This window comes from Kitasatospora sp. NPDC057223 (assembly GCF_042669755.1).
GTDB lineage: Bacteria > Actinomycetota > Actinomycetes > Streptomycetales > Streptomycetaceae > Kitasatospora.
Map to the genome: position 1 here is coordinate 19,946 of NZ_JBHUWW010000005.1, position 26,565 is coordinate 46,510.

Annotated in this window: 16 protein-coding genes; 9 read left to right on the forward strand and 7 right to left on the reverse strand. The window is 71.7% G+C overall.

The genetic code is table 11. The features are described 5' to 3' along the window. Window positions 1-21 precede the first annotated feature (21 nt). Window positions 22-1,236 (forward strand): amidohydrolase family protein, encoded by a 1,215-nt coding sequence (locus tag ACFUK0_RS03430; RefSeq protein ID WP_380246335.1) that lies wholly within the window; start codon window positions 22-24, stop codon window positions 1,234-1,236. 49 nt (window positions 1,237-1,285) lie between these two features. Here ACFUK0_RS03430 and ACFUK0_RS03435 read toward each other — a convergent pair whose 3' ends face one another. Next, a complete protein-coding gene (locus ACFUK0_RS03435; RefSeq protein WP_380246336.1) occupies window positions 1,286-3,613 on the reverse strand; it encodes a pyruvate dehydrogenase in 2,328 nt (775 codons plus the stop codon). Between the two features lie 314 nt (window positions 3,614-3,927). Between ACFUK0_RS03435 and ACFUK0_RS03440 the strand changes: the two genes are divergently transcribed. From ACFUK0_RS03440 to ACFUK0_RS03460, 5 genes are all read left to right on the forward strand, one after another. Continuing rightward, window positions 3,928-4,404 (forward strand): Lrp/AsnC family transcriptional regulator, encoded by a 477-nt coding sequence (locus tag ACFUK0_RS03440; RefSeq protein ID WP_380246441.1) that lies wholly within the window; start codon window positions 3,928-3,930, stop codon window positions 4,402-4,404. Between the two features lie 386 nt (window positions 4,405-4,790). Next, window positions 4,791-5,639 (forward strand): fumarylacetoacetate hydrolase family protein, encoded by an 849-nt coding sequence (locus ACFUK0_RS03445; RefSeq protein ID WP_380246337.1) that lies wholly within the window; start codon window positions 4,791-4,793, stop codon window positions 5,637-5,639. An 86-nt stretch (window positions 5,640-5,725) separates the two neighbouring features. Further along, window positions 5,726-6,298, forward strand: a complete 573-nt coding sequence (locus ACFUK0_RS03450) for a VOC family protein (protein ID WP_380246338.1) — start codon at window positions 5,726-5,728, stop codon at window positions 6,296-6,298. 169 nt (window positions 6,299-6,467) lie between these two features. Next, window positions 6,468-6,941: a hypothetical protein gene (locus tag ACFUK0_RS03455; RefSeq protein WP_380246339.1), complete on the forward strand. Its 474-nt coding sequence runs from the start codon at window positions 6,468-6,470 to the stop codon at window positions 6,939-6,941. 233 nt (window positions 6,942-7,174) lie between these two features. Beyond that, window positions 7,175-7,519: a hypothetical protein gene (locus ACFUK0_RS03460; protein ID WP_380246340.1), complete on the forward strand. Its 345-nt coding sequence runs from the start codon at window positions 7,175-7,177 to the stop codon at window positions 7,517-7,519. On the opposite strand, the gene ACFUK0_RS03465 is transcribed toward ACFUK0_RS03460, so the two are convergent. Genes ACFUK0_RS03465 through ACFUK0_RS03475 form a run of 3 tightly spaced genes read right to left on the reverse strand, consistent with a single transcriptional unit; the run spans window position 7,447 to window position 9,540 of the window. Then, the gene (locus ACFUK0_RS03465; RefSeq protein WP_380246341.1) at window positions 7,447-7,851 is read right to left on the reverse strand and encodes a hypothetical protein; all 405 of its coding nucleotides are present in this window, start codon (window positions 7,849-7,851) and stop codon (window positions 7,447-7,449) included. The two genes, ACFUK0_RS03460 and ACFUK0_RS03465, sit on opposite strands and share 73 nt — an antisense overlap. Before the next feature lie 54 nt (window positions 7,852-7,905). Then, the gene (locus tag ACFUK0_RS03470; RefSeq protein WP_380246342.1) at window positions 7,906-8,541 is read right to left on the reverse strand and encodes a class I SAM-dependent methyltransferase; all 636 of its coding nucleotides are present in this window, start codon (window positions 8,539-8,541) and stop codon (window positions 7,906-7,908) included. Between the two features lie 15 nt (window positions 8,542-8,556). Beyond that, window positions 8,557-9,540, reverse strand: a complete 984-nt coding sequence (locus tag ACFUK0_RS03475) for a sigma-70 family RNA polymerase sigma factor (RefSeq protein WP_380246343.1) — start codon at window positions 9,538-9,540, stop codon at window positions 8,557-8,559. Between the two features lie 192 nt (window positions 9,541-9,732). Between ACFUK0_RS03475 and ACFUK0_RS03480 the strand changes: the two genes are divergently transcribed. After that, window positions 9,733-10,566, forward strand: a complete 834-nt coding sequence (locus tag ACFUK0_RS03480; protein WP_380246344.1) for an SDR family oxidoreductase — start codon at window positions 9,733-9,735, stop codon at window positions 10,564-10,566. 73 nt (window positions 10,567-10,639) lie between these two features. On the opposite strand, the gene ACFUK0_RS03485 is transcribed toward ACFUK0_RS03480, so the two are convergent. Beyond that, the gene (locus tag ACFUK0_RS03485) at window positions 10,640-11,566 is read right to left on the reverse strand and encodes an alpha/beta hydrolase (RefSeq protein WP_380246345.1); all 927 of its coding nucleotides are present in this window, start codon (window positions 11,564-11,566) and stop codon (window positions 10,640-10,642) included. Between the two features lie 357 nt (window positions 11,567-11,923). Between ACFUK0_RS03485 and ACFUK0_RS03490 the strand changes: the two genes are divergently transcribed. Both ACFUK0_RS03490 and ACFUK0_RS03495 read left to right on the forward strand, forming a co-directional pair. Beyond that, entirely contained in the window at window positions 11,924-12,808 is an 885-nt protein-coding gene (locus tag ACFUK0_RS03490) for a helix-turn-helix domain-containing protein (protein WP_380246346.1), read from the forward strand. After that, on the forward strand, window positions 12,805-13,188 hold the full coding sequence (locus tag ACFUK0_RS03495) for a DUF2255 family protein (RefSeq protein ID WP_380246347.1): 384 nt from the start codon (window positions 12,805-12,807) through the stop codon (window positions 13,186-13,188). Before ACFUK0_RS03490 ends, ACFUK0_RS03495 begins: the two co-directional genes overlap by 4 nt. Window positions 13,189-13,603: 415 nt before the next feature. On the opposite strand, the gene ACFUK0_RS03500 is transcribed toward ACFUK0_RS03495, so the two are convergent. Both ACFUK0_RS03500 and ACFUK0_RS03505 read right to left on the reverse strand, forming a co-directional pair. Next, window positions 13,604-14,164 carry an SMI1/KNR4 family protein gene (locus ACFUK0_RS03500; RefSeq protein WP_380246348.1) on the reverse strand — a complete coding sequence of 187 codons (561 nt, stop codon included), beginning with the start codon at window positions 14,162-14,164 and terminating at the stop codon, window positions 13,604-13,606. Between the two features lie 9 nt (window positions 14,165-14,173). After that, the gene (locus ACFUK0_RS03505) at window positions 14,174-26,380 is read right to left on the reverse strand and encodes a LamG-like jellyroll fold domain-containing protein (protein WP_380246349.1); all 12,207 of its coding nucleotides are present in this window, start codon (window positions 26,378-26,380) and stop codon (window positions 14,174-14,176) included. Between the last annotated feature and the right edge of the window lie 185 nt (window positions 26,381-26,565).

Consider the following 26,565-nt stretch of genomic DNA (forward strand, 5'->3'; position numbering starts at 1 on the left):
ACCCGGCAGAAAGGCACCACGATGTGTATCAGCCACACCGATCGGCGCGGCTTCCTCAGGACGGCCGCCGCGAGCGGGATCGCCGTCGCGGGCGTCCAGGCGCTGGCAGCCGCCCCCGCCCGTGCGCAGGCCCGCGCCGCCGACTCCGCCGATTCCGGTGACTCCGGTGGTTCCGGCGACAGGATCGCGCTGGTCAACGTCCGGGTCTTCGACGGCAACCAGCTGACCGCCCCGCGCACCGTGGTCATCGACAACGGGCGGATCGGCGTCAGCGCCCTCGGCGCCCGCCGGATCGACGGCGGCGGCGCCGTCCTGCTGCCCGGTCTGATCGACGCGCACCTCCACCTCCAGAGCCTCGACACCCTCCACCAGCTGGCTGGTTCGGGCGTCACGACCGCTCTGGACATGGCCTGCTTCCCGCCCTCGCTCGTCGCCTCGCTGCGCAACCGGCCGGGCCTGACCGACATCCGTAGCGCGGGCACCCCGGGAGTCGCACCCGGGAGCCCCCAGAGCGGGCTGCCGGGCTTCCCCGCGAATGCGGTCCTGACCGGGCCGGACCAGGCGGCCGGATTCGTCCGCGCGCGGATCGCCGAAGGATCCGACTACATCAAGGTCATCATCGACGAACCGGGTCTGAGCCCCGCGACCCTCAAGGCCGTGACGGTGGCGGCGCACTCCTCGGGCCGGCTCGTCATGGCCCACGCCACGACCGGGGCCACGGCGGAGCGGGCCCTGGACGCGGGCGTCGACATCATCCAGCACGTCCCTCTCGACACCCCGCTGACCCCCGCCGTAGCGGCGCGGTGCGCCGTCACCGGGACGGTCACCACCCCCACCCTGACGATGATGGAGGGTTTCGCCGGGCTCGGGATCCCCGGCCTCGACTACGCGGCCGCCGAGGGCAGCGTCGCCGCCCTGCACCGCGCCGGCGCCCGCGTCCTGGCGGGCACGGACGCGAACCACACTCCCGGGATCCCGGTGCAGCCGCCGTTCGGTACGAGCCTGCACCACGAGCTGGAGCTGCTGGTACGGGCGGGCCTCAGCAGCCGCGAGGCCCTGCGGGCCGCGACCGTCCTGCCCGCCCGGTCCTTCGGGCTGCAGGACCGGGGCAGCATCCTCCCCGGATACCGCGCCGACCTCCTGCTGATCGACGGCGACCCGATCGCCGACATCACCGCGACCCGCGCGATCCGGCGCGTGTGGGTCGGCGGCGCGGAGTACTCCCCCGCCGGCTGACCGGGGGCCGTACAGGGCCGGCGTCGAGTCGTCGGCCCCGTACGGCCCTTCACTGGGTCAGGTCCAGCGCAGCACCGACGATGCTGTCGGTGTCGATCCCGTGGTGGCGGTAGACCTCCTCCAGGGAGCCCGACTGACCGAATCGGGTGACGCCCAGCCTGCGGGCCGGGACGCGGTGGATGCCGGCCAGGAAGGCGAGGGTATGAGGATGTCCGTCCAGGACGGTGACCAGCGGCGTGGCCCGCTCGGCGGGGAAGGCCTGGTCCAGGATCCAGTCGGGCGCCTCGCCGTGCCCGGCCCGCGCGTCGAGGGCCCGGTAGAGCAGCCCCGGGCTGGTCACGCACACCACGTCGGCCGGGACGCCGAGGGCCTGGAGGCGGTCCGCCGCAACCAGTGCCTCGGTCACCATGGCGCCCATGGCGGCGATGGTGACCCGGGCTCCGGGCTGCCTGCGCAGCGGGTAGGCACCGGCGACGACCTGGCGGCGGCGGCGTTCCCGGGCCGCCGGATCGGCGGGGACCTGCGCGAGGGCCTGGTCGACGGGGCGGGTGGACAGCCGCAGGTAGGCGGAGCCGCCGTCCGGCCGGCCGAGACGGGACAGCGCGGCCAGCAGCGTCCACTCGGTGTCCAGGGCGAACGCCGGCTCCCAGGTCGTGCAGCCGGGCTGCTCGATGCCGAGCGACGGCGTGGTGACGGACTGGTGAGCGCCGCCCTCGGGGGCCAACGTGACACCGGACGGGGTGCCGACCAGGATCGACTGACCGCCCGCGTAGATGCCGAAGGACCAGGGCTCCAGGGCGCGTTGGACGAAGGGGTCGTACAGCACCCCGATCGGCAGCAGCGGTTCGCCCCAGCGGCTCCAGGTCGCACCCAGTTCTCCGAGCAGGCCGACCAGGTTGGTCTCCGCGATGCCCAGTTCGATGTGCTGGCCGGTCGGTCGTTCCCGCCAGTGCAGGACGGTCTCGGCGTCGTCGGCGAACCAGTCCACGCGCTCCGTGGGCGACCAGACGCCGACCTTGTTGACCCACCCGCCCAGATTGGTCGACGAGCTGACGTCGGGGCTGACCGTCACGATCCGCCTGGCGGCCTCGGGCGCGCTGCGGGTCAGGTCGAGCAGCGCCCGCCCGAGCGCGGCCTGGGTGGTCGCCACGCCCGTCGGCGTGCGTCCGCCGTCGGACGGGACGGCGGGAGGGCGCGCCCCGGGAACGGGCTCCCGGCGCAGGCGCGCCGCGGTCCGCTCGCACAGACGGGCGGCCGCCGAGTCCGCGGCGAAGCCCTGCCAGGGGTGGGCGAGGTCGGCGCCGACCCGGTCGGCGAGCCGGCGCATCTGGTCGTCCGTCAGCAGGGAGGAGTGGTTCTGCGGGTGACCCTGGGTGGGCAGGCCGCGGCCCTTGATCGTGTAGGCGAGGATCACCGTGGGCCGGTGGTCGTCCACCTGGTGCAGCGCGGCGTCCAGGGCGGGCAGGTCGTGGCCGCCCAGGTTCTGGATCGCCTCCAGCAGGGTCGCGTCGTCCGTCTCCGCGAGCAGCCCGGTGATCGCCGGGCCTTCGGGGCCCGTCCCGGGCAACCGCTCCCGCATTTCCCCGACGGGGCAGCGCAGCAGCCGCTGGTACTCGGGGTTGGACATGGCGTCGAGGCGGGTCCGCAGGGCGTCGCCGCCGGGGCGGGCGAACAGCTCCTCCAGGAGGGCGCCGTACTTGAGGGTGAGGACCTGCCATCCGGCGGCGGTGAACATGCCGCGCAGGCGGTCGGCGCCGTTGTTGGGCACGACGCGGTCCAGGGACTGCCGGTTGAGGTCGACGATCCAGACGAGTTCGCCGAGGTCGGCGACCTGCGGGTCCAGAACGGCCTCCCACACCGCCCCCTCGTCCAGTTCCGCGTCGCCCACCAGCGCGTACTGCCGGCCGGCGTGGCCGCCGCCGGTCTCCCCGGCCGCGTACCGGCGGGCCAGGGCCCCCCAGATCGTCGCGGTGGCCCCGATGCCCACCGATCCGGTGGAGTAGTCGACCGGATCGGGGTCCTTGGACCGGCTCGGGTAGCTCTGCAGACCGCCGAAGGCGCGCAGGGTGGACAGGTGGGAGGCGTCCAGTTCGCCGAGCAGGTGGTTGATCGCGTGCAGGACCGGCGAGGCGTGCGGCTTGACCGAGACCCGGTCCTCCGGGCGCAGGTGCCGGAACCACAGCGTCGTCATGATCGACACCATCGAGGCGCACGAGGCCTGGTGGCCGCCGACCTTGAGCCCGGAGGGATTGGGACGCACCCGGTTGGCGTGGTGCACGATCGCGCTGGACAGCCACAGCACGCGGTTCTCGATCTCCTGCAGCACGTCGGGGGCTGCGGCCGTGGTCCGCCGGGAGGCGGCTGGTGCGGTGGTCATGACGGACGGTCTCCTCGCGCTCGGCACCTCCGGCGCGCGCAGGTGCGGCCGGCGGTGACTGGGACGTTCCACGGCGGCGCGAAGAGCGCGCCGGATGCGCCCCGCCGCACGTCGGATCGGCTCACGACCGCGTCACGGTCGGCGACGCGTTGCCAGGGGCGGGTTCGCTCCGGACGAGCAGACCACCCGGCCGGGGCGCTGCACAAGAAGACGCCGCGAAATGACGCAGAATGCCCAATCACCCGTTCCACCGCCCCCGGAAGGCGTGCACCGTGCCCAGTCCACCACCCCCTCGTCCGCGCAAGGCCCGCACCCTGTCGGGTCCCGAGCGGATCGACCCCACCGACGCCCGCCTGCTCATCGCGCTCTCCCACACTCCCCGCGCCACCACGGTGGCGCTCGCCGAGGCGAGCGGACTGAGCCGCAACACCGTGCAGGCACGGCTGTCGGCGCTGGAGCGCACCGGCGCCGTCGCCTCCTTCGAGCGGCGCATCGACCCCGCGGCCCTCGGGTACCCGCTCGCCGCGGTCGTCACCACCAGGGTGGCCCAGCGCAGGCTGGACGAAGTGGCACGGGCGCTGGCGGCGATCCCCGAGGTCGTGCAGGCGGACGGGCTGTCCGGTGACACCGACCTCCTGGTCCACGTGGTGGCGGTCGACGCCGAGGACCTGTACCGGGTGGCCGGGCACATCCTGGAGATCCCCGGGGTGGAGCGCACGAGCACGGCGCTCGTCATGCGCCGGCTCCTCCCGTACCGGCTCGCTCCGCTGCTGCGCCGGGCCGGCGCGTGAGCGCGCAGCCGAACGGGAGTACGGGGGCACGGGCCGCGTCCCCGCGCCCGGAGGGAAGAATTCGGGAATCGAACCCTTGCTGTTATCACATATAGCGGCTTACGGTGTCACCAACGCCGCAGCCGCTACGCGACCGCCGGACCACCCGACGCCGCCCGGTCGGAGAACGCTGTCCACGGGACGACCGACCTGCGGAACCTCGCCGACACCGTGCCGACGGGTGCCAGGGCCGGGGCCGCGCAACAACCCCGGTCATCGGGGTCCGGCACGTCACCGGGCCGGCCGGCAGTCGCCACCTGGCTGCGGGGAGATCCCCGCGGACGAACCACCCGCCCCGGCGGACCCCGCGGGTCATGGCCCTACCACTGGAACACAGGAGCAGTACCGTGCGCATCGCCAACCTCTCCGGCCGCCTGGGTCTCGTCGTCGACGGCAAGGTCATCGACGTCGAGCAGGCCAGCGGCGGCAGCTTCGCCTCCGACCCGCAGGCCGTCTACGAGCGGTGGGAGGAGTTCCGCCGATGGGCGGCGCAGGCGCGGCTGCCCGAGGGCGACGTGTTCGACCCCGCCCGGCTCGGCGCCCCCGCACCCGCCCCGCGGCAGGTCGTCGCCGCCGGCCTGAACTACCGTGACCACGCTGCCGAGGCGGGGTTCGCCCTGCCCGACACGATGCCGCCGGTCTTCACCAAGTTCGCCACCAGCATCACCGGACCGGTCACCGAGGTCACCCTGCCGCCCGGCGGCCACACCGACTGGGAGATCGAACTCGTCGCCGTCATCGGCACCCGCGCCCACCACGTCCCCGCCGAGACCGCCTGGGAGCACGTCGCCGGACTGACGGTGGGCCAGGACATCTCCGAGCGCATCACCCAACTGGAGGGCCCCTCTCCGCAGTTCAGCCTAGGCAAGTCCTTCCCCGGCTTCGCCCCCATCGGGCCGTGGCTGGTCACTCCGGACGAGTTCGAGAACCCCGACGACCTGGGACTGCGCTGCACCGTCAACGGCGAGGAGGTCCAGAAGAGCCGCACCGCCGAGCTCATCTTCTCCGTGCCCGAGCTGATCGCCCGGCTGTCCGCGGTGATCCCCCTGCTGCCCGGCGACATCATCTTCACCGGCACCCCCGCCGGCGTCGGCCTCGGCCGCGACCCGCAGCGCTGGCTCGCCCCCGGCGACGAACTCGTCAGCACCATCGAGGGCATCGGCGAGCTGCGCCAGCGCTTCGTCGCCCAGGCCTGACACTTCCACCAGGCCGGCGGGCGCGACGACCGGCCGGTGGAGACCGCTCCGCGCGGACGCCCGCAGATTCGATCAAGGAGGATCGGATGACCGCCACACCGAAGTTCGCCCACGTCGTCTTCCAGACCGGCAACCCCACCGCCATGCGGGACTGGTACTGCGCCGTTCTCGACGGACACGTCGTGTTCCAGAACGACAGCCTGTGCTTCATCACCTACGACGAGGAGCACCACCGCGTCGCCCTGCTCACGCCGCCGGTACCCCTGGAACGCAGGAAGCCGACGACGGCCGCGGCCCACCACGTCGCGTACACCTTCGACCACCTCGACGACCTGCTCGCCCGCTACGAACTGCTGCGCGACAAGGGCGTCGCCCCGGCCGTGTGCATCGCCCACGGCGTCACCACCTCCCTGTACTACCAGGACCCGGACGGCGGCTTCGTCGAGATGCAGATCGACAACTTCGCCGACCCGGACGAAGCCACCGGCTACATGCGGGGGCCCGAGTACAGCGCAGACGCGGTCGGCCCCGCCTTCGACCCTGAGGCGATGCTGGCCGCCCGCCGCGCCGGAGCCGACGTCGAGGACCTGATCGGCCGGTCCTGGGCGCTGCGCACCCCCATGCCCGACCCGATGCTGATCCTCACCGGGGCCGTCTGACACCGGCGTTGTCCGGCTCCGGGGCCGTCCGACCTCGGAGCCGGGCAAGCGCCGGACCACCGGCGCACCGACGGGGTACCGGGTGCCGTCCCGGCGCCCCGACCCGGCGCCCCGTCGGTGCGTCGCCGCCCGACCGGACCACACGCACAACCGCCATCGAGGGAGACCCTTGAACCCGTCCAGCCACCACGCCGACTGCTTCATGTGCGGCCTGGAACAGAACGAAGACCGTTCCGTCGTCTTCCGTGACTCCCTCTGGTCGGGAGAGCGGGTGCCCGGCTACGACGTCCCCGGCTGGTTCGTCCTGCGCGTCCGGCGGCACGCCGAGCGCATCACCGGACTCGACGAGGCCGAGCTGGCCTCCTTCGGCCGTCGCGCGCGCGACCTGGTCGCGGCGGTGACCGAGGTGACCGGCGCGCCCGCGACCTACCTCATGGTCTTCGGCGAGAACCACCCGCACTTCCACGTCCTCGTCACCCCTCGTGGCGAGGACGTCCCCGCGGACCGGCGCAGCGGGAACATCCTGCGCCTCGGCGCCGAACAGGCCGACCCGGAGTCCGCCGCCCGGCTGGTGCCGGCGGTCCGCCGCGCCTACGAACGCCTCGCCGACGCCGCCGCGCTCCCGCTCCCGCGCGCGTCCTGACCGCTCCGCTTGCGCCGGCCCGGTGACCGCCCGGTCCACCGGCCCGGCGCAGGCAGCACCGAAGAGGGCGCCGAGCCCAAGCGAGCGCGCACCGGTGCGACGGTGGCGGCCTGCACCCAACGGACAGCCGGACCGGGGCAGCGCTCCCAGCACACAGGGGAGCCCCACCCGCCCCCCCCCCGCACAGTCCAAGAGCCGGTTCGGACGCGGGTAAGGGCTGAGGCTGCCCCGGTGTGCCCCCGGTCGTCGGCGCCGTCATCGCCATCGTCGTCTCGATCGGCGGTGCCGCCGACAGGCCGAACTCGCCCGCCTCCCCCGGCACGCCGCTCACCGGCTCCAACAACACCGGCCACCCGCCGGCCGGTGACGTCACTGTCGCGGGCTGCGAGATCAACGCCGCGACGTTCCCCGTCGCGCACCTGGAGATCCGCAACAACACCTCGGAGGCCTCGAAGTACTTCGTCACCGTGGAGTTCACCGACCCCGAACGAGTCGGGGACGCGGACTACGGCCGAACGAGGGCGACCTCGCGGCCGTGGCGCTCCTGCTGCGCGGAGTCCCAGTCGCCGGTGCAGTAGACGGAAAGGTCGCTGATGGCACCGGCGGTCACGTCGGCGCGGAACAGCTCGCGGCAGTACCAGTGGTCGTCGGCGTCGGTCCAGCGTTCCTCGACCTCCAGGACGAACCCGACCGCTGTGGGGTCGCAGCGCCAGCGCGGTACCGTCCCCTTGGCCGGATGGGACCGACGACGTGCCTGGACGACCTCCTCCACGCCAGCGACCTGCAGGCGCCACAGCGGCAGGGTGAAGTCGCAGAACACGTCCGGCCGGAACAGCCCCTCCGGCGGGTCGCCGGTCTCCAGGAACGTGATGAGCTTGTCGGCCAGCTCATGTGCGGTGCTCTCGTTCATGGCCGTGCCTCCTCGTCTCTCCCCCATCCGCCTTGTCTCTTCGCCGGGATTCGTTCACACGCCGGGGGCCGGCCGGCGGGCGCTGCCGACGATCATCGGGCTCTCGACCCTGGGGACCTTCGGCACCTCGCCCCGCAGGACCGACTCGACGGTGAGCGGGGAGGCCTCGATCGCCTCCAGCGTCGCGCGGTTGGGGTGGCAGCCGATCAGCGGGTAGGGGAAGGGCCGCTTGTCCTGCCGGGCGGCGACCTTCGGGTCCGCGGAGCGGACGTGTTCGAGGAACAGCAGCCTCCCGCCCGGCCGCAGGACACGGGCGATCTCCGCCAGTGCGCGCTGCTCCTCGGGGACGCTGCACAAGGCGAAGGTGACCACGGCGGTGTCGAAGGAGGAATCCGGGAAGGGCAGTTGCTCAGCCGAGGCGTCCAGGATCTCGGTAACCCGGCCCGGCCCGCGGGCGTGTGCGCGAAGGCGGCGCCTCATGTGCGGATCGGGTTCGACCAGCACCAGCCGGCCGACCGCGGCCGGGTAGTGCGGCAGGTTGAGTCCGGTACCCGCACCGATCTCGATCGTGGCACCGGCCGCCCGTGCGAGCAGAGTGCGCCGGCGCTCGCGCAGCCCCGCGCGTTCGGCGGGTCCGTTGATGGTGTCGTAGGCGGCTGCGAAGCAGCGTCGGGACAGTTCCCGGAACATGGCCGGCTCCTGGTGTCATCCGTTGTCGCGGAACGGGTCGCCGTCGGGCCTGGCGGCGTAGTAGGTGATCACCCGGTGCGCCTGGAACCCGTGGTGGTGGAGGACCTGGGTGAACGCGGGCGGGCAGTGGAAGGGGTCGGCGGGAGGATTGACGAACCGCGCTTCGACGACGGCGAGGTCACCACTGGCGACCACGTTGACCAGCTGGTAGCCGACGCCGTCCGCCAGATCGCCCTCCAGCAGCAGCGACCGCACCTCGCCGCGACCGCGCAGCTCGGGCCCGTCGGCCACCAGCGCCGTCACGTCGGGCGAGAAGACGGTGGCGAGCGGCCCGGGATCGCCGCGCCGGTTGAACGCCTCGAACGCCTCGTCGAACCGCCGGGCCCACTGACCGGCGGCCTCCCGCGCGGCACTGGTCGTTTGCGCGGCCTCACCGAGCAGCCGCTTCGCCAGGACCGCCCGCAGCTGGTGCAGCCGGCTACGCACGGTGCCCAGCGGCACGCCGGTGATCGCGGCGATCTCCTGGTAGGAGTGCTGCCGGCCGAAGTAGCGCAGCATCGCGGTCACCCGCAGGGGCTCGGGGAGCTCCCCGAGCGCCTGCCACACCCAGTCGCACAGGGCCAGGCGCTCCACGCACTCCTCGGCCGAGGGCACCGGCCGCGCCCGGTCGAGCCGGGCGGTGACGTCCTCGGCCGGCCTCTCGCGAGCCGCGCGCAGCCGCATCAGGCACACGTTGCGCTGGATCCGAGCCAGCCAGCCGCCGAAGGACGCCGGATCGCGCAGTTCGGACAGCCGGCGCAGGGCGATCAGGAACGTGTCCTGCACAGCATCGGCGGCGTCCTGCGGATCACCCAGCAGCGCCAGCGCCTGGCGGTTCAGCCGGGCACGGTAGCCCTCGAGCAGCAGCCCGAGAGCCGCCGTGTCACCCCGCCCGGCTGCCAGCACCAGCTCGGCGCCGCCGGGCCGGGACGCCGCCGGCGCCACAGAAATCGAGGTCATACCTACACGATGCGACGGCGACCCCGGAAGTTCGACCTTCTCCCGAAGTCGGCCGTCACGGGGCCCAGACATCACACGCGGTGACGACACAGTGCCCGCTCGGGCGAGCCGTCAAGGGATGCGTTGACTTCAACTCCGCTTCAACTTCTAGAGTCCCTCCTGGTTGATCGATCGATGAAGGGGAAAACGCTCGTGATTCTCGTGACAGGTGCCACCGGGAACGTCGGAGGTGCTCTGCTGAAGGAACTGCAGGCGTACGGCGCCGGTCCGCTGAGGGGTCTCACCCGCGATGCCGCCCGGGCGGAGTTCCCCGAGGGGGTGGAGGCCGTCGAGGGTGACTTCGCCGAGGCGGCGTCGCTGAGGCCGGCGCTGGAGGGCGTCCGCTCACTGTTCCTGGTGTCACGCCTGGGCCCGGACGCCGACATCATCGACGCCGCCCGGCAGGCGGGCGTGGAGCACGTCACGCTCGTCTCGTCCATCACCGTCCAGACGCACCCGCACCTTGGTCCCGCGGACGAGAACCTGGCTGTGGAGCGGCTGCTCAAGGACAGCGGCATGGCCTGGACGATCCTGCGGCCGACGCAGTTCGCCTCCAACGCCCTGATGTGGGCGGGCCGGATCCGCGAGCGGCAGACGGTCCGCATGCCGTACGCGGACATCGGACTGCCCACGATCCACCCTGCGGACATCGCGTCGGTGGCACGCGTCGCTCTGACCGAGCCCGGCCACCGCGGCCGGACGTACGCGTTGACCGGTCCGGAGCGGGTGTCAGCCCGTCAGCAGGTCGAGTCCATCGCGGAGGTGCTGGGGCGGAAGGTGGATTTCGCAGAGACCGGCCGGGAGGAGACCCGGGCCCGGATGGCCGCCGTCTTCGGCGCCGAGGCCGCAGACGCGGTGCTCGACGTGACGGGCGGAGACGTCAACGAGGCACTGCTGCGGGTGCGCGACACGGTTGCACAGGTCACCGGCTCAGCAGCCAGGCCCTTCCGGCAGTGGGCGTCGGAGAACGCCGCCGCCTTCCGTTGAGCCCCCTCACCCGCCGCATGTCCAGCCGCCGTCCGCGGCTGAGCACGCTTCGGTGTACACGGACGTGTCCTGATCAGGAAGCGTTGTCGAGGGTGCCGTCGAAGTAGTCGGTGAGCTTGGCGACGGCGCGGTCGACGTACTCCTTCCTGTCGTAGAGGTCGACGTGGCTGGCGCCCTCGATCCAGTGCAGCTCCTTCGGGCCGGTGGCGCGCTGGTGCACCTCCACGGCCATCCAGGAGGTCACGGCGCGACTGCCGACGATCTGCAGCACAGGGCGCGGCCCGATCAGGGGGACGGCGTGGAAGGCGTCGAAGAAGGCGAGCTTGTCGACACTGGCCCAGGGCAGCGACTTCGTCGAGCGCTCGTGCTCGCCGCGGGCCGTGCAGTAGTACTCGAAGCCCTCGATGCCGTGCTCGCCGCCGGCGGCCCCGGCCTGCTCGACCGTGTCGGGGAACAGCTGGAAGACCTGGACGCCCTCGCCGCGCGCCTCGGCACTGCGGGCCGCGCCCGCAGCGGCGAGCAGGCCCTGGAAGACCGCCGGGTCCTGGGTCCCGTCGGGGCCGAGACGGAACTGGCGCGCCACGTCGACACCGCTGACGGTGGCCACCGCCTTCACCCGGTGGTCCCCGGCCGTGGCGGCCAGGGAATAGCCACCCGAGGCGCAGATGCCCAGCAGGCCGATGCGGTCGGGGTCCACCTCGGCACGCGTGGTCAGGTAGGAGACGGCCGCCTTGAAGTCCTCCACACGCTGGGCCGGGTCCTCCAGACCGCGCGGCGCACCACCGGACTCGCCCTGGAAGGCGGCGTCGAAGGCCAGGGTGACGAAGCCACGCTCCGCCATCCGCTGCGCGTACAGCCCCGAGGTCTGCTCCTTCACGGCGGTACCCGGGTGGCCCACCACCAGCGCCGGCCACGGGCCCCGCGCCGCCGTGTCCGGGAGGTAGAGATGGGCGGCGATCGAAATGCCTGCGCTCTGGAAGGTCACGCTGCTGCGGTTCATGGATGTTCTCCTGGTGAAAGGTTCGGGATCCGGTGTTCCGGTTCGTCCTGAGAAATTTCTACCTGCGGCGGAAGACGGGCGGGAGAGCCAGGTTCTTGCCGGGGAAGGATCCCTCCCCCTCTCCCCCGCCGGACGCACAGGGCCCGGCAGGTTGACCGCCCCTCGGGCGGTCAACCCCACTGTGCCCGCCGGAAGGAGGCACCACATCCGTCAAATGACGACAGGCCGGCACCTCAGTCGGCGCCCGGGTCGCCGGCCGCGCGACATCTCCTTCGCTCGTCCGCCGAAGGACTGCGCCCTGACCGGGAAGGAACCTGCCCCCTCACACGTGTGCATTCCCCGGACATACTGGAAGGCATGAACCCACGGTCCGACACGAGCGAACTCAGTTCCTTCCTCCGCGCCCGCCGGGGTCAGCTGACCGCGCAGGAGTGCGGGCTGCCGGCCTCGGGCTCCCCCCGCAGGGTGCCCGGGCTGCGCAGGGAGGAGGTCGCCCTGCTCGCCTCGATCAGCGTCGACTACTACACCCGGCTTGAACAGGGCCGGGTCCAGGCCTCGGCATCCGTCCTGGTGCCCCTCGCACGCGCGCTGCGCCTCGACGAGGACCAGCAGAAGTACCTCTACGAACTCGCGGGCAAGGCCGACGCCCGGCCCCGCCGCCGCAAGTCCGGGCAGCAGGTGCGCCCCGCTGTGGAACGCCTGCTCGAACAGCTCGGCCAGACTCCTGCCCTGGTCCTGGGCAAGCGGCTGGACGTCCTGGCGTGGAACCCGGCGGCCGCCGCCCTCATCACCGACTTCGCGGGGCTTCCCGCCGCCCGACGCAACTACGTCCGCCTGATGTTCACCGACCCGGCGTTCCGGGCCATGCACCTGGACTGGACGCACGACGCCCGCGACACCGTGGCCGCCCTGCGGATGGCGGCGGCGACCGACCCGGCCGACCCCGAGCTCGCCCGCCTGGTCGGTGAACTGTCCGTGCAGGACCCCGACTTCCGAGTCTGGTGGGCGGAGCAGCGGGTGCTCGGCGCCGGCAGCGGAACCAAGCGCTACCGGCACCCGCTCGTGGGGGACCTCACGCTCGACTGCGACACCTGGGACAGCCCCGACGGCTCGGGCCAGCGCCTCATGGTCCTCACCGCGGACCCCGGCGGCCCCTCGCACGACGCCCTGCGCATCCTCGCCTCATGGACGGCGGACCACCCCGGGTCCAGGGCGGCTGCCACGGACGGAGACAGCCGGTGACGGCCTGGACGGAGGGTGAACTGCTGCTGCTCGACGGTGCCCACTCGCTCGTGCTGAGCGTGGGGGACGGCACTCACCCCGGCGTCGAGGTCGGCATGGTCGTCGTACGCGGCGACCTCCACGTCCGTGCCGCACGGGGAACGACCTCGCGCTGGTACCGGGCGGCACAGGAGCACGGCCACGGACGCGTCCGGGTGGGAGACCGCGACTGGGACGTCCTGGTGGAAACGGGCGGCGACCGGCCGGCCGGGGCGGTCGATGCCGCCTACCGGGCCAAGTACGGCGCCAGTGCCGCGCTGCTGGCCGCCCCTCGGTCACAGGCGGCGACGCTGCGGATCAGGCCCGCCCATCCGGGGCCGATGCGGCTCGCCGAGGACTGAACGGCGCATGGCCGACCGCCCTGTTCCGCGAAGGGCGGCCACGACCGGGCCGACTCGGCCTCAGCGACGGTCGGACCGGGCGGGGGCGGGTCGGCCGGGCAGCCGCGCGGTTCCTCGACCCCGCCTGCAGCGGCAACCCTCCGCGCCCGAAACGTCGACCTCCCCGCGAGAACTCCGCGACCTTCAGGTCCACATCCGTGCCGGACAGCGGACACCCGAGTGGAAGGCCGCTGCGCGGTCCGCTCCGGAGCGGAGAGCGCCACCTACGAGTTCGCTCACGGACCCGGCATGCGCCGCTTCCGCCACCGCGTCGTCGCCGACGACGGTTCCCTGAATTCGGTGCGCAGCCTACCGCCGAGGGCCTGCGGTCGGCTGCGCACCTGCGGGACGGGAGCGGTTCCCGGCCCCCGACGGTTCAGAACCTCCCGGTCCAGTCGCCTTCGTGCTTCCACAGGGGGGCGCCTTGGATTCGGGTCAGGATGTCGTTCGCCAGGCCGTAGGAACCCGTGATGACGTCGGCGAGGAACTCCGTCGTCGTGGCGTCGACGACGTCCCACTTGAAATCGTCCTGGATCCACACCACCACTGGCCATGCCTCCGGGTCCTCGCCCACCATGTGCCAGAAGCAGTAGTCGCCTTTGCTGTTGTTCGCCCAGGCGAGGAGGCCGCCGGGAGCAGGGTGGACCTCGAAAGGAATGTCCTCCTCCTTGTCCTCGTAGGCAAGCAGGATGTCTTCCTCCGCGAACCTGCTCGCCCGCACGAACTTCTCGAAACCGTGCGGGTCGAACTGGATCGACGGGCTCCACACCAGAAGGTCGTTGCAGATCCGGACGGACCCGTAACGGTCGACGAAGGCGCGGTAGTCCTGCGGCAGGACGATTCCGGTCTCTGCGGCAGAACGGTCCCAGGGGGGAGGTACGACCACCCGGTCGGGTTCACCGAGGACCTCCTCAAGCCTCTGCATCGATGCGCTCATGACCACTCCTCACGGGTTTCCGTCCCACAGATCCACACGCGTCTTCTGCTCGTCCAGCGCATGGTTCCACACAAACGTGTGCTCGTTCATCCCCAAGGCCCCGTTGTCATAGGTTCCGACGGCCGTCATCCACACGCCCATGGGTATGGTGTCGCTCTGCTTCGCGTAGACCGGGTCGACCACCTCGTGCACGGCCTGCCCGGCCTTCATCGCATCACCCACCACGAATTCGAATTCCCGCATGCTGTCCGTGGGACCCGCGTTCATCGTCCGCTGGAAGCACGGCACGAGGTTGCGGGCGGCGTCCGGCCCGTCGCCGGCACCGCCGTGCTCCCGTGCGATCAGATGGCACCTGGCGATCGGGTTCCGGGGGAAGTCGAATTTGCCCGCGTATGCCAGGGCGTCGTTGTAGCCCGGTGGATCGACCTCGGCCGTGCTCCCACGCGTTCCGCTCGGGTCTCCGGTGAGGCAGGCCTCAGCCGCGGTCGCATGCTGTGAGGGCGCTTCGAGCTGACCGTAGAGGATCCAGCCGGTACTCCCGTCGGTCACCGAGCCCGGAGGCCTGGCGGCGCGGCAGCTGACCGGGTTTCCGTTCGCGTTGAGAGGGCCCGGCACCCTGCCCAGGGCAAGCTCGGGCGAGAGAACGCCGACCGGGATGTACCCGGTGTCCGCACCGTTGAACGCCAGGCCGGAGAGGAGGTTCACCGCCGTCCCCAGGAGGGTCGAGCCGTTCTGCTGGCCGCTCATCGTGCCGGCTGCCGCACTGCCGCCGTCGCTGTGCGGGTTGCCGGTGCCGGGCTTGTCCTTCGTCGGGTCGTGCTTGGGCTTCTCGACCGGCTTCTGGGTGTCGCAGCTGTGGGAGCTGAAGGGGTTCGCGAGAGCCGCGAAGCCCCAGCCCAGGGTGCTCGCCCAGCTGCCCAGGCCGTAGAGGGATGCTCCACCCAATCCGCCGGCGACGAAGTACCGGTAGTCCACCCCGTAGCCACCCGAGCCTGAGTAGCCGTAGTTGTAGTGGGTGAGGTTGTACATCTGGTACTGGTACAGCCAGTCCGGCTGGGTGTAGGCGGCCCGAGTGTAGTCGTCGGGATCGGCACGGTGCTTGGAGGGGGCGAAGTACGGCGTCGGTGCGGGGTTCGCGATGCCGGGGCCGCTCGGGCCCTTGGGGGGCTTGCCTCCCTTGAGGGGTGCGATCGGGGGCACGCAGATGCTGTGGCCGCTGGGGTCGGCGTAGTCGAGTGGGTCGTCGCTGCCGTAGGCGTAGCGGTTGGCGGACACGGCGCTGTCGGCGGTGGTGTCGAGAGTGTCACGGCTGGTGAATCCGGCGGTGGCGGGGTCGTACCAGCGGCTGGCGGTACTGACCTGGCCGCTGGTGCTGTCGGTCCAGCCGCCCTGGTAGCCGAGGTTGTGGCCGGCGCCGGTGGTGGCGGTGGGCCTGCCCCACGGGTCGTAGCTGCTGGAACCGCTCAGGGTGGTGCTGCCCGCGGTGAACGTTCCGATGAGGTCGCCGTGGCGGTCCGTGAGGGCGAGCGCGGAGCCGGCCTGGGTGCCGATGGCGCTCAGGGTACCGCCGGGGGTACGGGTGTACTTCTCGGTGCCGTCGGAGACCGGGGTGGCGGAGGTGGTGTCGTAGGTGAGGGTGTGCCCGGTCGTGCTGCTGAGGCGGCCGAGGGCGTCGTACGTGTAGGACTGGCCCGACCGGCCGGCGAGTTGGTCGAAGGCGTCGTAGGTCGCCTGCGTGGTGGTGCCGCCCGAGGTGGAGGTGGCGCGGGTGCCCCGGGCCGTGTAGGTGTAGTTGGCGCCGGTGGTGGTGCCGACGAGCTGGTTGCGCTGGTTGTACGTCGCGGTTGCGGTGCCGTCGGCCGTGAGGTTGCCGTTGCCGTCGTAGCCGTAGGCGGTGGCCCCGGTTCCGTTGTTCCAGTTGCTGAGGCGGCCGGCCTGGTCGTAGTCGTAGGTGTGGGTGGTGCCGTTGGTGGTCTTGGTCTTGAGCCGGCCGGACGGGAGGTAGGTGTAGCCGAGGGAGGAGACGGTGGTGCCGGTCGACGTCTTGATCACGTCTGAGGTCAGGTTGTCCTGGTCGTCGTAGGCGTAGGTCCGGGTGCTGCCGGCGCCGTACTGGGCGGTGCCGACCTGTCCGCGGGGTGTGTAGGTGTAGGTGGTGGTCTGGCCGGTCAGGGGGTCTGCCAGGGTCTTGAGGTGCCCTGCGGCGTCGTAGGTGAAGCCGGTGGTTCCGGAGGAGTCGGTGCGGGCGGTGAGCTGCCCGTCGGCGTTGTAGCCGTAGGTGCTGTTGCCCATGGGGCCGTTGGCGGAGGCGGTGAGGCCCCGGTCGTCGTAGGCGTACGTCTGGGTTCCGCCGGGCGCCGAGAGCGAGGTGAGACGGCCGTCGAGGTCGTAGCCGAACGTCCGGGTCGGTGTGGGGGCCTCGCCGCCCGAGCCGGACTGGGTGACGAGGTTGCCGGCAGGGTTGTAGGCGTTGAGGACGGACACGCCGCCCGGCTCGGTGAGGGAGACCGCCCGGGCGAGCTGGTCGTACCCGGTGGTGTAGGTGCGGTCCGCGAGGTTGGGGTAGGCGGAGGTGGCGGGCTCGACGGTCGACTCGGGCAGGCCGAGGCTGTTGTAGGTGGTGTAGGTGGTGTTCGCGTTGCCGTCGGTCTGGGCGGTCCGGCGTCCGGCGGCGTCGTAGCCGTACGAGGTCGTGATGGTCTTGCCCGTGCCCACCGGTTCGACGTGCCGGACGAGGCGGTCGAGGGCGTCGTAGACCGCAGTCGTGGTGTTGCCGTCCGCGTCGGTGCTGGACACCGGGTGATCTGCCGGGTCGTAGGCGACGCTGGAGGTCGCCAGCGTGCTGCCCGTGGGCGAGAGCTGGGTGAACGCGGTGGTCCTGCCCGCCCGGTCGTAGGTGAACGATGTGCTGGGGCCGGTGCTGCCCTGCTGGCTGCCCGGCCGGGTGACCCGGCTGGGCTGGCCGGCGAGGTTGTAGGTGGTCGTGGTGGTGTTGTGCAGCGGGTCGCTGCTGCTCGTGGTCTCTCCGGCAGCGTTGAACGTCGCGGTGGAGACACCGCCGCCGGGCACGATGGTGCTGGTGAGGTTCCCGGCGTCGTCGTAGCCGAAGGACGTCGTGTACGCCGCGGTGGCCTGGCCGGCGGTGCGTACCAGTTCCGTGCTGGTGACGGGTCGGCCGAGGTCGTCGTAGGTCTGTTGGGTCTGGGCACCGGTGGGATCGGTGGCCGTCAACTGCTCGCGGTCGAGGTCGTAGCCGAAGAAGGACTTCGGGGTGGTGCCGTCGACAGCGGGTGCGTCGACCTCGACGAGGTTGCCGAGCTGGTCGTAGACGTTGGTGGTGAGCTGGTTCTTGGCGTCGTGGACGGTCTTGACGCGGCCGAGGGCGTCGTAGTCGACCTGGGTGACCGGGGTGACGGACGTGCTCTGGCCGGGTGCGGTGTAGGCGCTCCGGGCGGTGGAGTGGTGCTCGCCGCCGGCGTCGAAGGTGTGGGTGAGGGTGGTGATGTTGCCGGTCGGGTCCTGGGTGGAGGTCGGCTCGTCGTGGACGTTGTAGCCGGTGCGGCTGATCGCGCGGGCGTTCGGGAGCGTGACGGGCTGTCCGGTCGAGGTGTTGAAGACCGTGGTGTCAGCGGGCGGGGCGGTCGTGACGGTCAGGCGGCCGAGCTCGTCGTGGGTGAACGTCGTGGTGTGTGCGGCCGGGTCGGCGCCGGCGACGTTGCCGAGCGGGCTCACGCTGGTGAGCGGCAGGCCGCGCTGGTCGTAGGTGTTCTTGGTGATGCTGTCGGCGGGCTGGTTCCTGAGGGTCTCGGTGAGGACCTGGCCCGCGGAGTTGTACGTGTAGTCCGTCTCCCGGCTCTCCGCTCCGGCCGTCAGGACGCTGCTGAGGGTGTTGCCTGATGCGTCGTAGCTGTAGGTCCGCTTCCGGTTGAGGCCGCCCGGGTCGAGCGTGGTGCTGGTCCGGCGTCCGGCCGCGTCGTAGGCGGTCACCGCGGTGGTCCTGCCGCTGTTGGTGGTCTGCTGGGTGAGGTTCCCGGCGGCGTCGTAGGTGTTGAGCTGCAGGACGACGTTGCGCTGGGTCCCGTCGGGGTTGTGGAACCCGTCGAGGTCGACCTCGGCGACGGTGTTGTCGTCGTTGTAGTAGGTGTGGGTGGTCCGGCCCATCGCGTCGGTGACGGTGGCCAGGCGCCCGGCCGGGTCGTAGGCCCGGGATTCGAGGAGCTGGGAGCGCGACGGGACCGGACCGGTCGGGCTGCCGGTGTAGTTGCCGATCGCGGTGCGCAGCAGGTGCCCGGTCGGGTCCCAGGTGTAGGTCCACCTGGTGCCGGCCGGGTCGGTCCTGACGCTGAGGCGGCCGTAGCTGTCGTAGGTGTAGGAGGTGGCGCGGCCGGCCGGATCGACGGTCTTGGAGACCAGGCTGTTGGTGGTGTTGTAGGTGGTGGTGGTGGTGCGGGTGGCGTCGCCGCCAGTGGTGTCGGCGACGGCTTGGCTGACCGGGTTGCCGTCCGTGTCGTAGTCGAGGGTGGTCCGGCGGGTGTGGACGGTGCCGGTCACGGCGTCGGTGGTGGCCGGGTCGGTGCGCGTCCGGAGGTTCCCCTGGCCGTCCCACGTGGAGGTGGTGGTGACGGCCGCCTTGGCACAGTCGGCGCAGGTGTCGGTCTGGGAGGTGACGCGTCCAAGGTTGTCGTACGCGTAGGTCGTGACGAGACCGGTGGGGCCGGTGACACTGGCCAGGTTCCCGAGCCTGTCGTAGGCGTACCGGGTGGTCTGCCCGCCGAAGGCGGTGCTGGTGGCGGTGAGGGCGGTGGGCTGGGTGCCGGTGGAGCCCACGGCTGCCTCGGTGCCGGTGGTGTAGGTGCTGGTGGCGGTGCGCCCGTTGGGGAAGTCGGCGGTCGCGGGCAGTGTGGTGGTCAGCGGGTCGCCGACCGCGTTGTAGGTGTACCGGGAGGTGTAGGTGCCGTCGCCGGCGTCGCCCGAACGGGCGTCGCCGGCGCTGGTGCGGTGGTCGTTCGCCGGGTTGAACGGGTTGATCGGGTCGAAGTAGTACTCGGCGTAGCCGGTGTGGCAGTCGGCCGCGGTGGTGCAGGTGGTGCTGGAGACGACGTTGCCGCGCTCGTCGTAGCCGGTGGTGGTGGTGTGCCCGTCGGGGTCGGTGACGCTGTGCAGGTAGCCGTGGGTGTCGTAGCTGTAGCGGGTGGTGGCGCCCATCAGGTCGGCGGTGCTGGTGAGGCGGCCGGTGACGGTGTCGCGGCGCCAGTTCATGACGTAGCCGCCGGGGCCGGTGGCGGAGGAGTAGGTGCTCTTGGTGGGGGTGGCGCTGGTGCCCATGGCCTTGTAGTGGGCGTTGACGGTGTCGGCGTCGAGGCGGTCGGGGTAGAAGGCGACGCCGGCGATGGAGCCGGTGAAGCGGCCGTCGGGGCTGGTCGGCGGGTTGGGCCAGCCGGCGTCGGCCGTACCCGCACCGACGTACACGTAGGGGGCGCCGTTGTAGTAGATCTGCCGAGCAGTGGTGCTGACGGCACTCTGCGCGCCGTCGAGGTACAGGGCCTGTCCGTTGTCGTCGCCCGCGATGACGGCGTGGTGCCAGGCGTTGTCGGTGACGCTCTTGGCCGAGACGAGGGCGTTGGCGGCGTCACCGGTCCACAGGGCGCCGTAGAGCCTGCCGTCGCTGCCGACGTACAGGGCCGGGTTCCAGCGGTCCTTGCCGCCGGTGTGGGCGGCGCCGAGGGGGAAGGTCTGGTAGCCGTAGAGGACGCCGGCCTTGGTGGTCCTGAACCACAGCTCGATGCTGTTGGGGCCCTTCACCGGCGCTGCGGTACCGGGGAGCTGGAGCGAGGAGGTGGTGCCGTTGAAGGTGGCGGCGGTGCCGTCCCAGGCGCCGGCCGGCCCGGCGGTGTTGAGGGTGACGTTGGTGTAGGTGCCGTGCTCCTGGTTGGGCAGGGCGGCGCCGAGCTGGTCCTGCGCGACGGTCGCGCCGGCAGGCTCGTCGAGTCGCCAGTACCCGGAGGGGTTGGCCAGGATGATCTGGGCGCGGAGGTTCGCGGACTGCGAGACGGCCTGGGCGGGCGTGCCGGTGGCCGCGGTCCAGTGGGCGGCGACGACGGACGCGGACAGCGAGGTCGGGAAGTACGCGAAGTCGGCGATGGAGCCGTTGAAGTGGCCGCTGGTGTCGGTGGGAGCGGCGGGTGAGGCCGCGGTGACCGTACCGGCGCCGAGGTAGTTGTAGGTGTCGCCGGCGTAGCCGGGGGTGCCGGTGATGGGCTGGCCGCTCGGGGCGCCGTCGACGTAGAGCTGCTGGGTGATGGTGCTGCCGGTGTAGCCGGCCACGAGGGTGGCCATGTGCCAGGTGTTGTCGTTGACGGTCCTGTCGGAGACGGCGGTGTTCGCCGCTGTGCCGGTCCATACCTGGCCGTGCAGTTTGCCGTCGGTGCCGACGTACAGGACGGGGTTCGACTTGTCGGCGGCGGTGGGTGTGGTGCCGAGCGCGAAGGACTGGTGGCTGTAGAGGACGCCTGCGGTGGCGGTCTTGAACCAGACCTCGACGGCGGCGGTGTTGCCGATCCGCGGTGCGGCGGTGTCGGGGAGCTGGACGGCCGAGGTGGTGCCGTTGAACGTGGCGGCGGTGGTCCCGCCGGTGGCGTAGGGGCCGGGGGTGCCGAGGGTGACGTTGCGGTAGGTGCCCTGGTTCTGGGCGAGGGCCGCTGAGGAGAGCCGCTCGGTGGCCTGGTTTCCGGTGGCGTCGCCGAAGGGCCAGTAACCGGTGGGGTGGGCGTCGATGACGGCCGCGTCGTGGGCGGCTGCGCCGACGGTGGTGGCCTGGGTGTAGAGGTCGCTGACGGTGGTGGTGTACGCGAAGCCGTGGTCGAACGCCATGACGTCGGCGATCTGGCCCTTGAAGTGGCCGTCCGCGGTGGCCGGCGCGGCGGGCCAGCCGGAGCTGACCGTGCCGGCACCGACGTACACGTGGGCCTGGCCGTTCGGTGTGATCGCGGCGTTGAGCGGACCGGCGGCGGTGGCGCCGTCCAGGTAGAGGGTCTGGGAGGTGGGGGTGTCGGCGGCGAGGATCGCGAGGTGCCAGGCGCCGTCCGTGACGTTCTTCGTCGAGGCGAGGGTGGCGGCGGCGGAGCCGGTCCAGAACTGGCCGTGCAGCTTGTTGTCGGTGCCGACGTACAGGGCCGGGTTCCAGTCGTCTGCCGAGGTCGGGGCGGCGCCGATGGGGAAGGACTGGTAGCTGATCAGCACGCCGGGTGACGTCGTCCTGAACCACACGCCGAGTGCGCCGGGGCCGGACGTCGGGGCGTAGGCGGCGGGTAGCTCGGCCCACGAGGTGGCACCGTCGAACGTCGCGGCGCCGGCCGAGCCGGCCATGGGCCCGGTCGCGCCCAGGGCGACGTTGGAGTACGTGCCGTTGTTGGGCTGCGTTCGCGGCACCGTGATCATGTTGGTGGCCTGGCTGGCGGCGCCCTCGGCGAGCCGCCAGTAGCCGGCGGGCCGGGAACCGAGCACGGCACTGCGGTACGCCTGTTCGGAGCCCGACACGGACGGCGTGTTGAGCGTCCACACACCGCCGTTGGCGTCCGTCACCTGGGAGGCCCGGTCGTTGACGGTGTCGTAGACGACGGCCAGCTTCGTCTTGCCCGAGGGCAGGGCGAGCTTGGTCAGCTCCGCCGAGGGGTTGCGGGCCGCCGTCCACTGGGCAGCCACGGCCGGGGCTCCGAGCGGGTGCTGGTAGAGCGCGACCTCGGCGATCTGCCCGGAGAAGTGGTTGTTGCCGTCCGCCGCCGCGGTGGGCGGCACGGGCCACGGGATGCCCCGGGTGTAGCCGGCGCCCACGTAGGTGAAGTCGGTGTCGAGGTAGTCGATCGACCCGGCGAGCGTGCCGACCTTCTGGTTGTCCAGGTAGAGGGTCTGCGTGTCGCCGGCCCCGGACAGCAGCGCGAAGTGCCAGGCGCCGTCGGTGACGGTGCCCGTCGTGGTGATCGGGTTGAAGCCGATCGACTGGCCGTAGAACTCGCCGCGCAGCTTGCCGTCGGTCCCGATGTACAGCGGGGAGGAGGCGTGCGACGGCGTTCCCGCGAGCGCGGTGTTCTGGTAGCCCACCAGGACGCCGGGCGCGGTGGTCCTGAACCACAGGCCGACCGCCACATAGCTGTTCTTGAAGGAGCCGTTGGGCAGCGTCACCGAGGACGTGCTGCCGTCGAACGACGCGGCCTTCGTGGCCGAGCCCGCGAGCGGCCCGTTCGCCGAGCCCAGGCCGACGCCGACGTAGGTGCCCTTGTCCACGGCCTGGTTCTCGATCACCTCGCTCGCGGCCGTGGTGCCGGAGGCCTCACCCAGCCGCCAGTACGAGGAGGGGCCGGCGTCCAGAACGGTGGAGCGCAGGTGCGAACCGGCCGTGTAGGTGTACGCGGTGCACGGGCGGACGGTGTTGCCGCCGGCCGGGGGCGTGCAGACCGAGGCGAGCTGGTCGAGGTTGGCCGTGTCGTAGGTGTACGTCCACGTCTGCGCGGTGTTCCAGTCCGTGCCGACGGCGGGGTCGGTGTACACGCTCGCGGCGTGGCGCCCGTCGGCCGTCCAGGTCAGGTGCAGTGCCCGGCCCGAGGCCTCGTCCGTGACGGTGTCGAGCTTTGCGCCCGTGTAGTGCAGTACCTGGCTGTGCTGCTGACGGTCCGTGATCCGGGACAGCAGGTAGCCGCTGCCCGCCTGCTGGTTGAACCGGTACACCGTGCCCGTCTTGTCGGCCAGGACCCAGCCCCCGGCCGCGTCGGTGGCCAGGGTCTCGTACTCACCGGCCGGCGAGGTGTAGAGCGCCATGCCGGTCGTCGTCCGGGACGGCCCGCTCCAGGCACTGCCGCTGTGGTAGAGGTACGGCACCCCGGTCGCCCTGTCGACGGCGAGGATGTCGGTGCCGGCGTCGCCCGCCAGCCCGTTGACCGTGGCGAGGTCGCGCATGGTGGTCCAGCCGGTGCCGATCTGCACCGGCGCCGCCAGGCTCGACGTCCCGAGAGTCGCGTTCCCGGTGCCCGGGTACTCCAGCAGTTGGCCGGTACCGGCCTGGATCCCGACGACGTCACCCTTGCCGTCGTGGTTGAAGTCGCCTCCGACCAGCTCCGTGACGCCGTTCCAGCCGAAGCCGAGACTCGTCGACGGCCCGGTGGTGCCGTCCGCGGCGATCGGGTAGGCGTACAGGTAGCCGCTGGACTTCTCGACCGCCAGCAGGTCCTTGCGCCCGTCTGCGGCCAGCGGCGACGTCACCGCCAGTCCGGTCATGCCGTTCCAGCCGAACGCGCCGACCGTGACCGGCTCGCCGAACCCGCCGCCGGCCTTGCCCGGGTACATGCGCAGGCTGCCGTCGCTGTTGACCACGGCGTAGAGGTCTCCGACGCCGTCGCCGTTGACGTCCGCGCCGGTGATCTGCGAGACACCGTTCCAGCCCTCGCCCAGCAGCCTGCGTTCGGCCTGGGAGTAGCCCGGTCCGGGGAACAGCCACAGCTTGCTGGTACTGGTGTCCACGGCCACGGCGTCGCCGATGCCGTCCCCGGTCTGGTCGCCCACCCCGGCGAGCTGGCCGAGCTGGAAGTCGTTGCGGCCGAACCGCTCGGTGCGGCCGCTGGCCGTCGTCACCACGACCGACCCGCTGGAGTCGCCGTCCGGCACGATGCCCATGTCGTACAGGGAGGACCAGCCCGACCCGAACAGGGTCGAGGTCCGCGGGTCGAGCGAGTTGTACGAGCGGGTGACGTTGAGCGCGGGGCCGACCGCCTTCACCGACGCGTCGGTGGCCGCGGTCGTGTAGTTGCCGACCTGTGCGTCGAACGACCGGCTTGCGCCGTCGCCGGCGGAGCCGCCCAGGCGGGAGGTGATCAGGGGCTGTTGGACGGCCGTCTGGAGCGGGACCGGGTTGGACCAGGCGCTGGACGCCTGCCCGTCGAAGACCCGCACCGTCCACGTGTAGGACTCGTTCCAGGCCAGATGGCCGGCGGGGACGGCGTAGGACTGGTTGGCGACCCATCCGGAGTCGCTGAGCAGGGTGGCGCCGTCGTAGACCTGGAACTGGTACTGGAGGCCGCTGCCCGGGTAGTTGTCACCGTCGTGCCCGGCGGCGTAGAGCTGCGGGGAGAGCGTGCCCACGACGGTGTTCCCGAGGGGCTCGACGGTGTCGATCTGCGGGGGCACGTTCTGTGCGCTGACCCAGGTGCAGTTGTGGTACGGCACCTGGTAGGAGTCGTGGAGCGAGGCCGCGCCATTCACGTAGCCGTCCCAGCAGAGGATGTAGGAGCGGCCGTTGGGCAGCGCCGGGATCACGCCGTTGACGGTCACGCTCTCACCGGTCTTGACCAGGCCGGAGACGCCCGTCAACGGTGCGGCGCCGACCGACTGCTCGACCCAGTTGCCGTCGTAGATGCGGGCCTTGACCTGCATGCTGGTGGAGTTCCACCAGTTGGCGCCCAGGTTCTTCAGCGTCACCTGCTGCGAGCCGGAGGCCGTGGAGGTCGGCGGCGTGTAGGAGCCGTTGGTGGTGTAGTCGGCCGCCCAGTCGCTGTAGGTGACCGCCAGGTAGGGCGGGTAGCCGGTGTTGACGCTGTCGAACTTCTTCCACGCGTTGGAGTCGGTGGTGGAGGCGGTGACGGCGAGGCCGTAGTTCGCACCGCCGTTGGCCCAGCTGGTGACCAGCTGGGATCCGGGCGAGGTCGGGTCGCCGCCGATCGGGATCGTCTCCCACTGGACGCCGTTCGAGCAGGTGTCGCCGCCGTAGAAGGACGCCTCGCCGAGCTGCTGACCGATGGTCACGCCCGGGTAGGTCGAGATACTGCCCGGGTTCCAGGCACTGTTGATCTGCTTGATGTAGACCGAGTGCCCCTTGCACTCGTACGAGTGCGTGACGGCCATGTGCACGGACGCGGAGATCACGTAGTTGAGGCCGACCCGGCCCGCCACCGCTGGGAAGTACAGGTAGCTGTTGGCGATCTGGCCGCCGCCGTTGTAGGTCCCGACCTTGAGCACCGAGTCGCTGGAGAAGTTCGCGTTGACGCCGGTCATCACGTAGGTCGACTGGCCGACGTTCACGTTCGTCGAGGTCGTCGGGTCCACCCGGACCGGGTAGGTGCGGGAGGCGTCGTGCAGCCAGGCGGCATCGAGGTCCATCTGCAGCGCGGGGCGGCCGCCGGCCTCGACGAGGGAGTAGTGGACACCGCCGGACTTCGCGCCCTCACCGGACGCCGGGTCCTTGGCGGCGTCCTCCATGAAGCCCTGGGGGATCGTCAGCCTGATGGCACCCGCACTGTCGGTGAACCGGACCTCGCCGCTCGTGCCGAGGGACGCGTCGAGGCCGGTCAGGCTGAGCGGGAAAACCCAGCTGGTCGGCGCGGACGCGTCGCGCAGGACCAACGACTCCTTGATGCCCTGCGCCAGGGCGTTGTAGACGACATCGGTGGCCGGTCCGGCAAGCGGGTAGGTGACCGTGTCCCCCTTCGCCTGCGCCACGGCCGGCGCCGCACCCGCCAGGGAGTAGGCGACCCGGTGGGTCGCGTCGATCTCCAGGGCGATCAGGTCGCCGGCGTCCGCGCGGGGCGCGAACGACGCGCCGATGCTGTTGGCGGTCTCGCGCAGCCGCCCGTCGGCACCGACGGCGAGGTCGGTGTCGATGTCGGCCCAGGAGCCGTCGGACTCCTTGAAGTGCACAGGCCGGGAGTAGACGCGCTGTGTCTTGGTCCCGTCAGGGTTGACGAAGACAGAACTGACCTCCGTGCGCTCGGCGGGCAGCTCGACCCCCTCGGTCACGGGACCGGGTATGCCGGTGGCGGAGGAGGCGTCCGGCGCACCCCCGGCTTCACCGGCGCGAGGTGCCGGCAGTGAGGACGCGGGCGGCTGGGCGGCCTGGCCCTGGCGGGGAGTTGCGCCCGTCGAGGCCACTCCGGCGCCCGGTCCGCGCACCTCCTGCGCGAGAGGCAGTTCGCCGGAGCCGGGGCGGTGTGCGTCGCCCTGCTTTCCGGCTCCCTTGGCCCGGGTCGCGTCGGCACCGACGGCTCCGCCCCGGCCGTCGGGGGACCCGGCGCGCTGCTGCGGTACCTCGGGATCGGCGAGGTGCCGGGGTGCCTTGGTCACAGCGAAGGCCATGGCGTCCTGCGTACCGAGCGAGACCACCAGCATCAGCGCGGCGAGGACGGCGGCCGCGACCGACGGCCTGCGCAGCGACGGCCACCGCCGGGACCGGGACATTCGAACAGCCGTGACCAGGCATGACGAAACACGGAACCAGACGCGACGCACTTGCCGTCCCCCACCCGAAGCAGTCGCACCACCCCTGCGGCGATCGACAGCGAATGAATATCTCCTGAGAAACGCCGGTGTACAGCCCCCTCCCGCATCCCCCACGGCTGAAATCTGGTGATCAAAAACTAGAT

Coding starts and splice junctions, on each gene's coding strand:
- ACFUK0_RS03430 (WP_380246335.1), top strand. CDS start 22: ATGTGTATCAGCCACACCGATCGGCGCGGCTTCCTCAGGACGGCCGCC.
- ACFUK0_RS03435 (WP_380246336.1), bottom strand. CDS start 3,613: ATGACCACCGCACCAGCCGCCTCCCGGCGGACCACGGCCGCAGCCCCC.
- ACFUK0_RS03450 (WP_380246338.1), top strand. CDS start 5,726: ATGACCGCCACACCGAAGTTCGCCCACGTCGTCTTCCAGACCGGCAAC.
- ACFUK0_RS03465 (WP_380246341.1), bottom strand. CDS start 7,851: ATGAACGAGAGCACCGCACATGAGCTGGCCGACAAGCTCATCACGTTC.
- ACFUK0_RS03470 (WP_380246342.1), bottom strand. CDS start 8,541: ATGTTCCGGGAACTGTCCCGACGCTGCTTCGCAGCCGCCTACGACACC.
- ACFUK0_RS03475 (WP_380246343.1), bottom strand. CDS start 9,540: ATGACCTCGATTTCTGTGGCGCCGGCGGCGTCCCGGCCCGGCGGCGCC.
- ACFUK0_RS03485 (WP_380246345.1), bottom strand. CDS start 11,566: ATGAACCGCAGCAGCGTGACCTTCCAGAGCGCAGGCATTTCGATCGCC.
- ACFUK0_RS03490 (WP_380246346.1), top strand. CDS start 11,924: ATGAACCCACGGTCCGACACGAGCGAACTCAGTTCCTTCCTCCGCGCC.
- ACFUK0_RS03500 (WP_380246348.1), bottom strand. CDS start 14,164: ATGAGCGCATCGATGCAGAGGCTTGAGGAGGTCCTCGGTGAACCCGAC.
- ACFUK0_RS03505 (WP_380246349.1), bottom strand. CDS start 26,380: ATGTCCCGGTCCCGGCGGTGGCCGTCGCTGCGCAGGCCGTCGGTCGCG.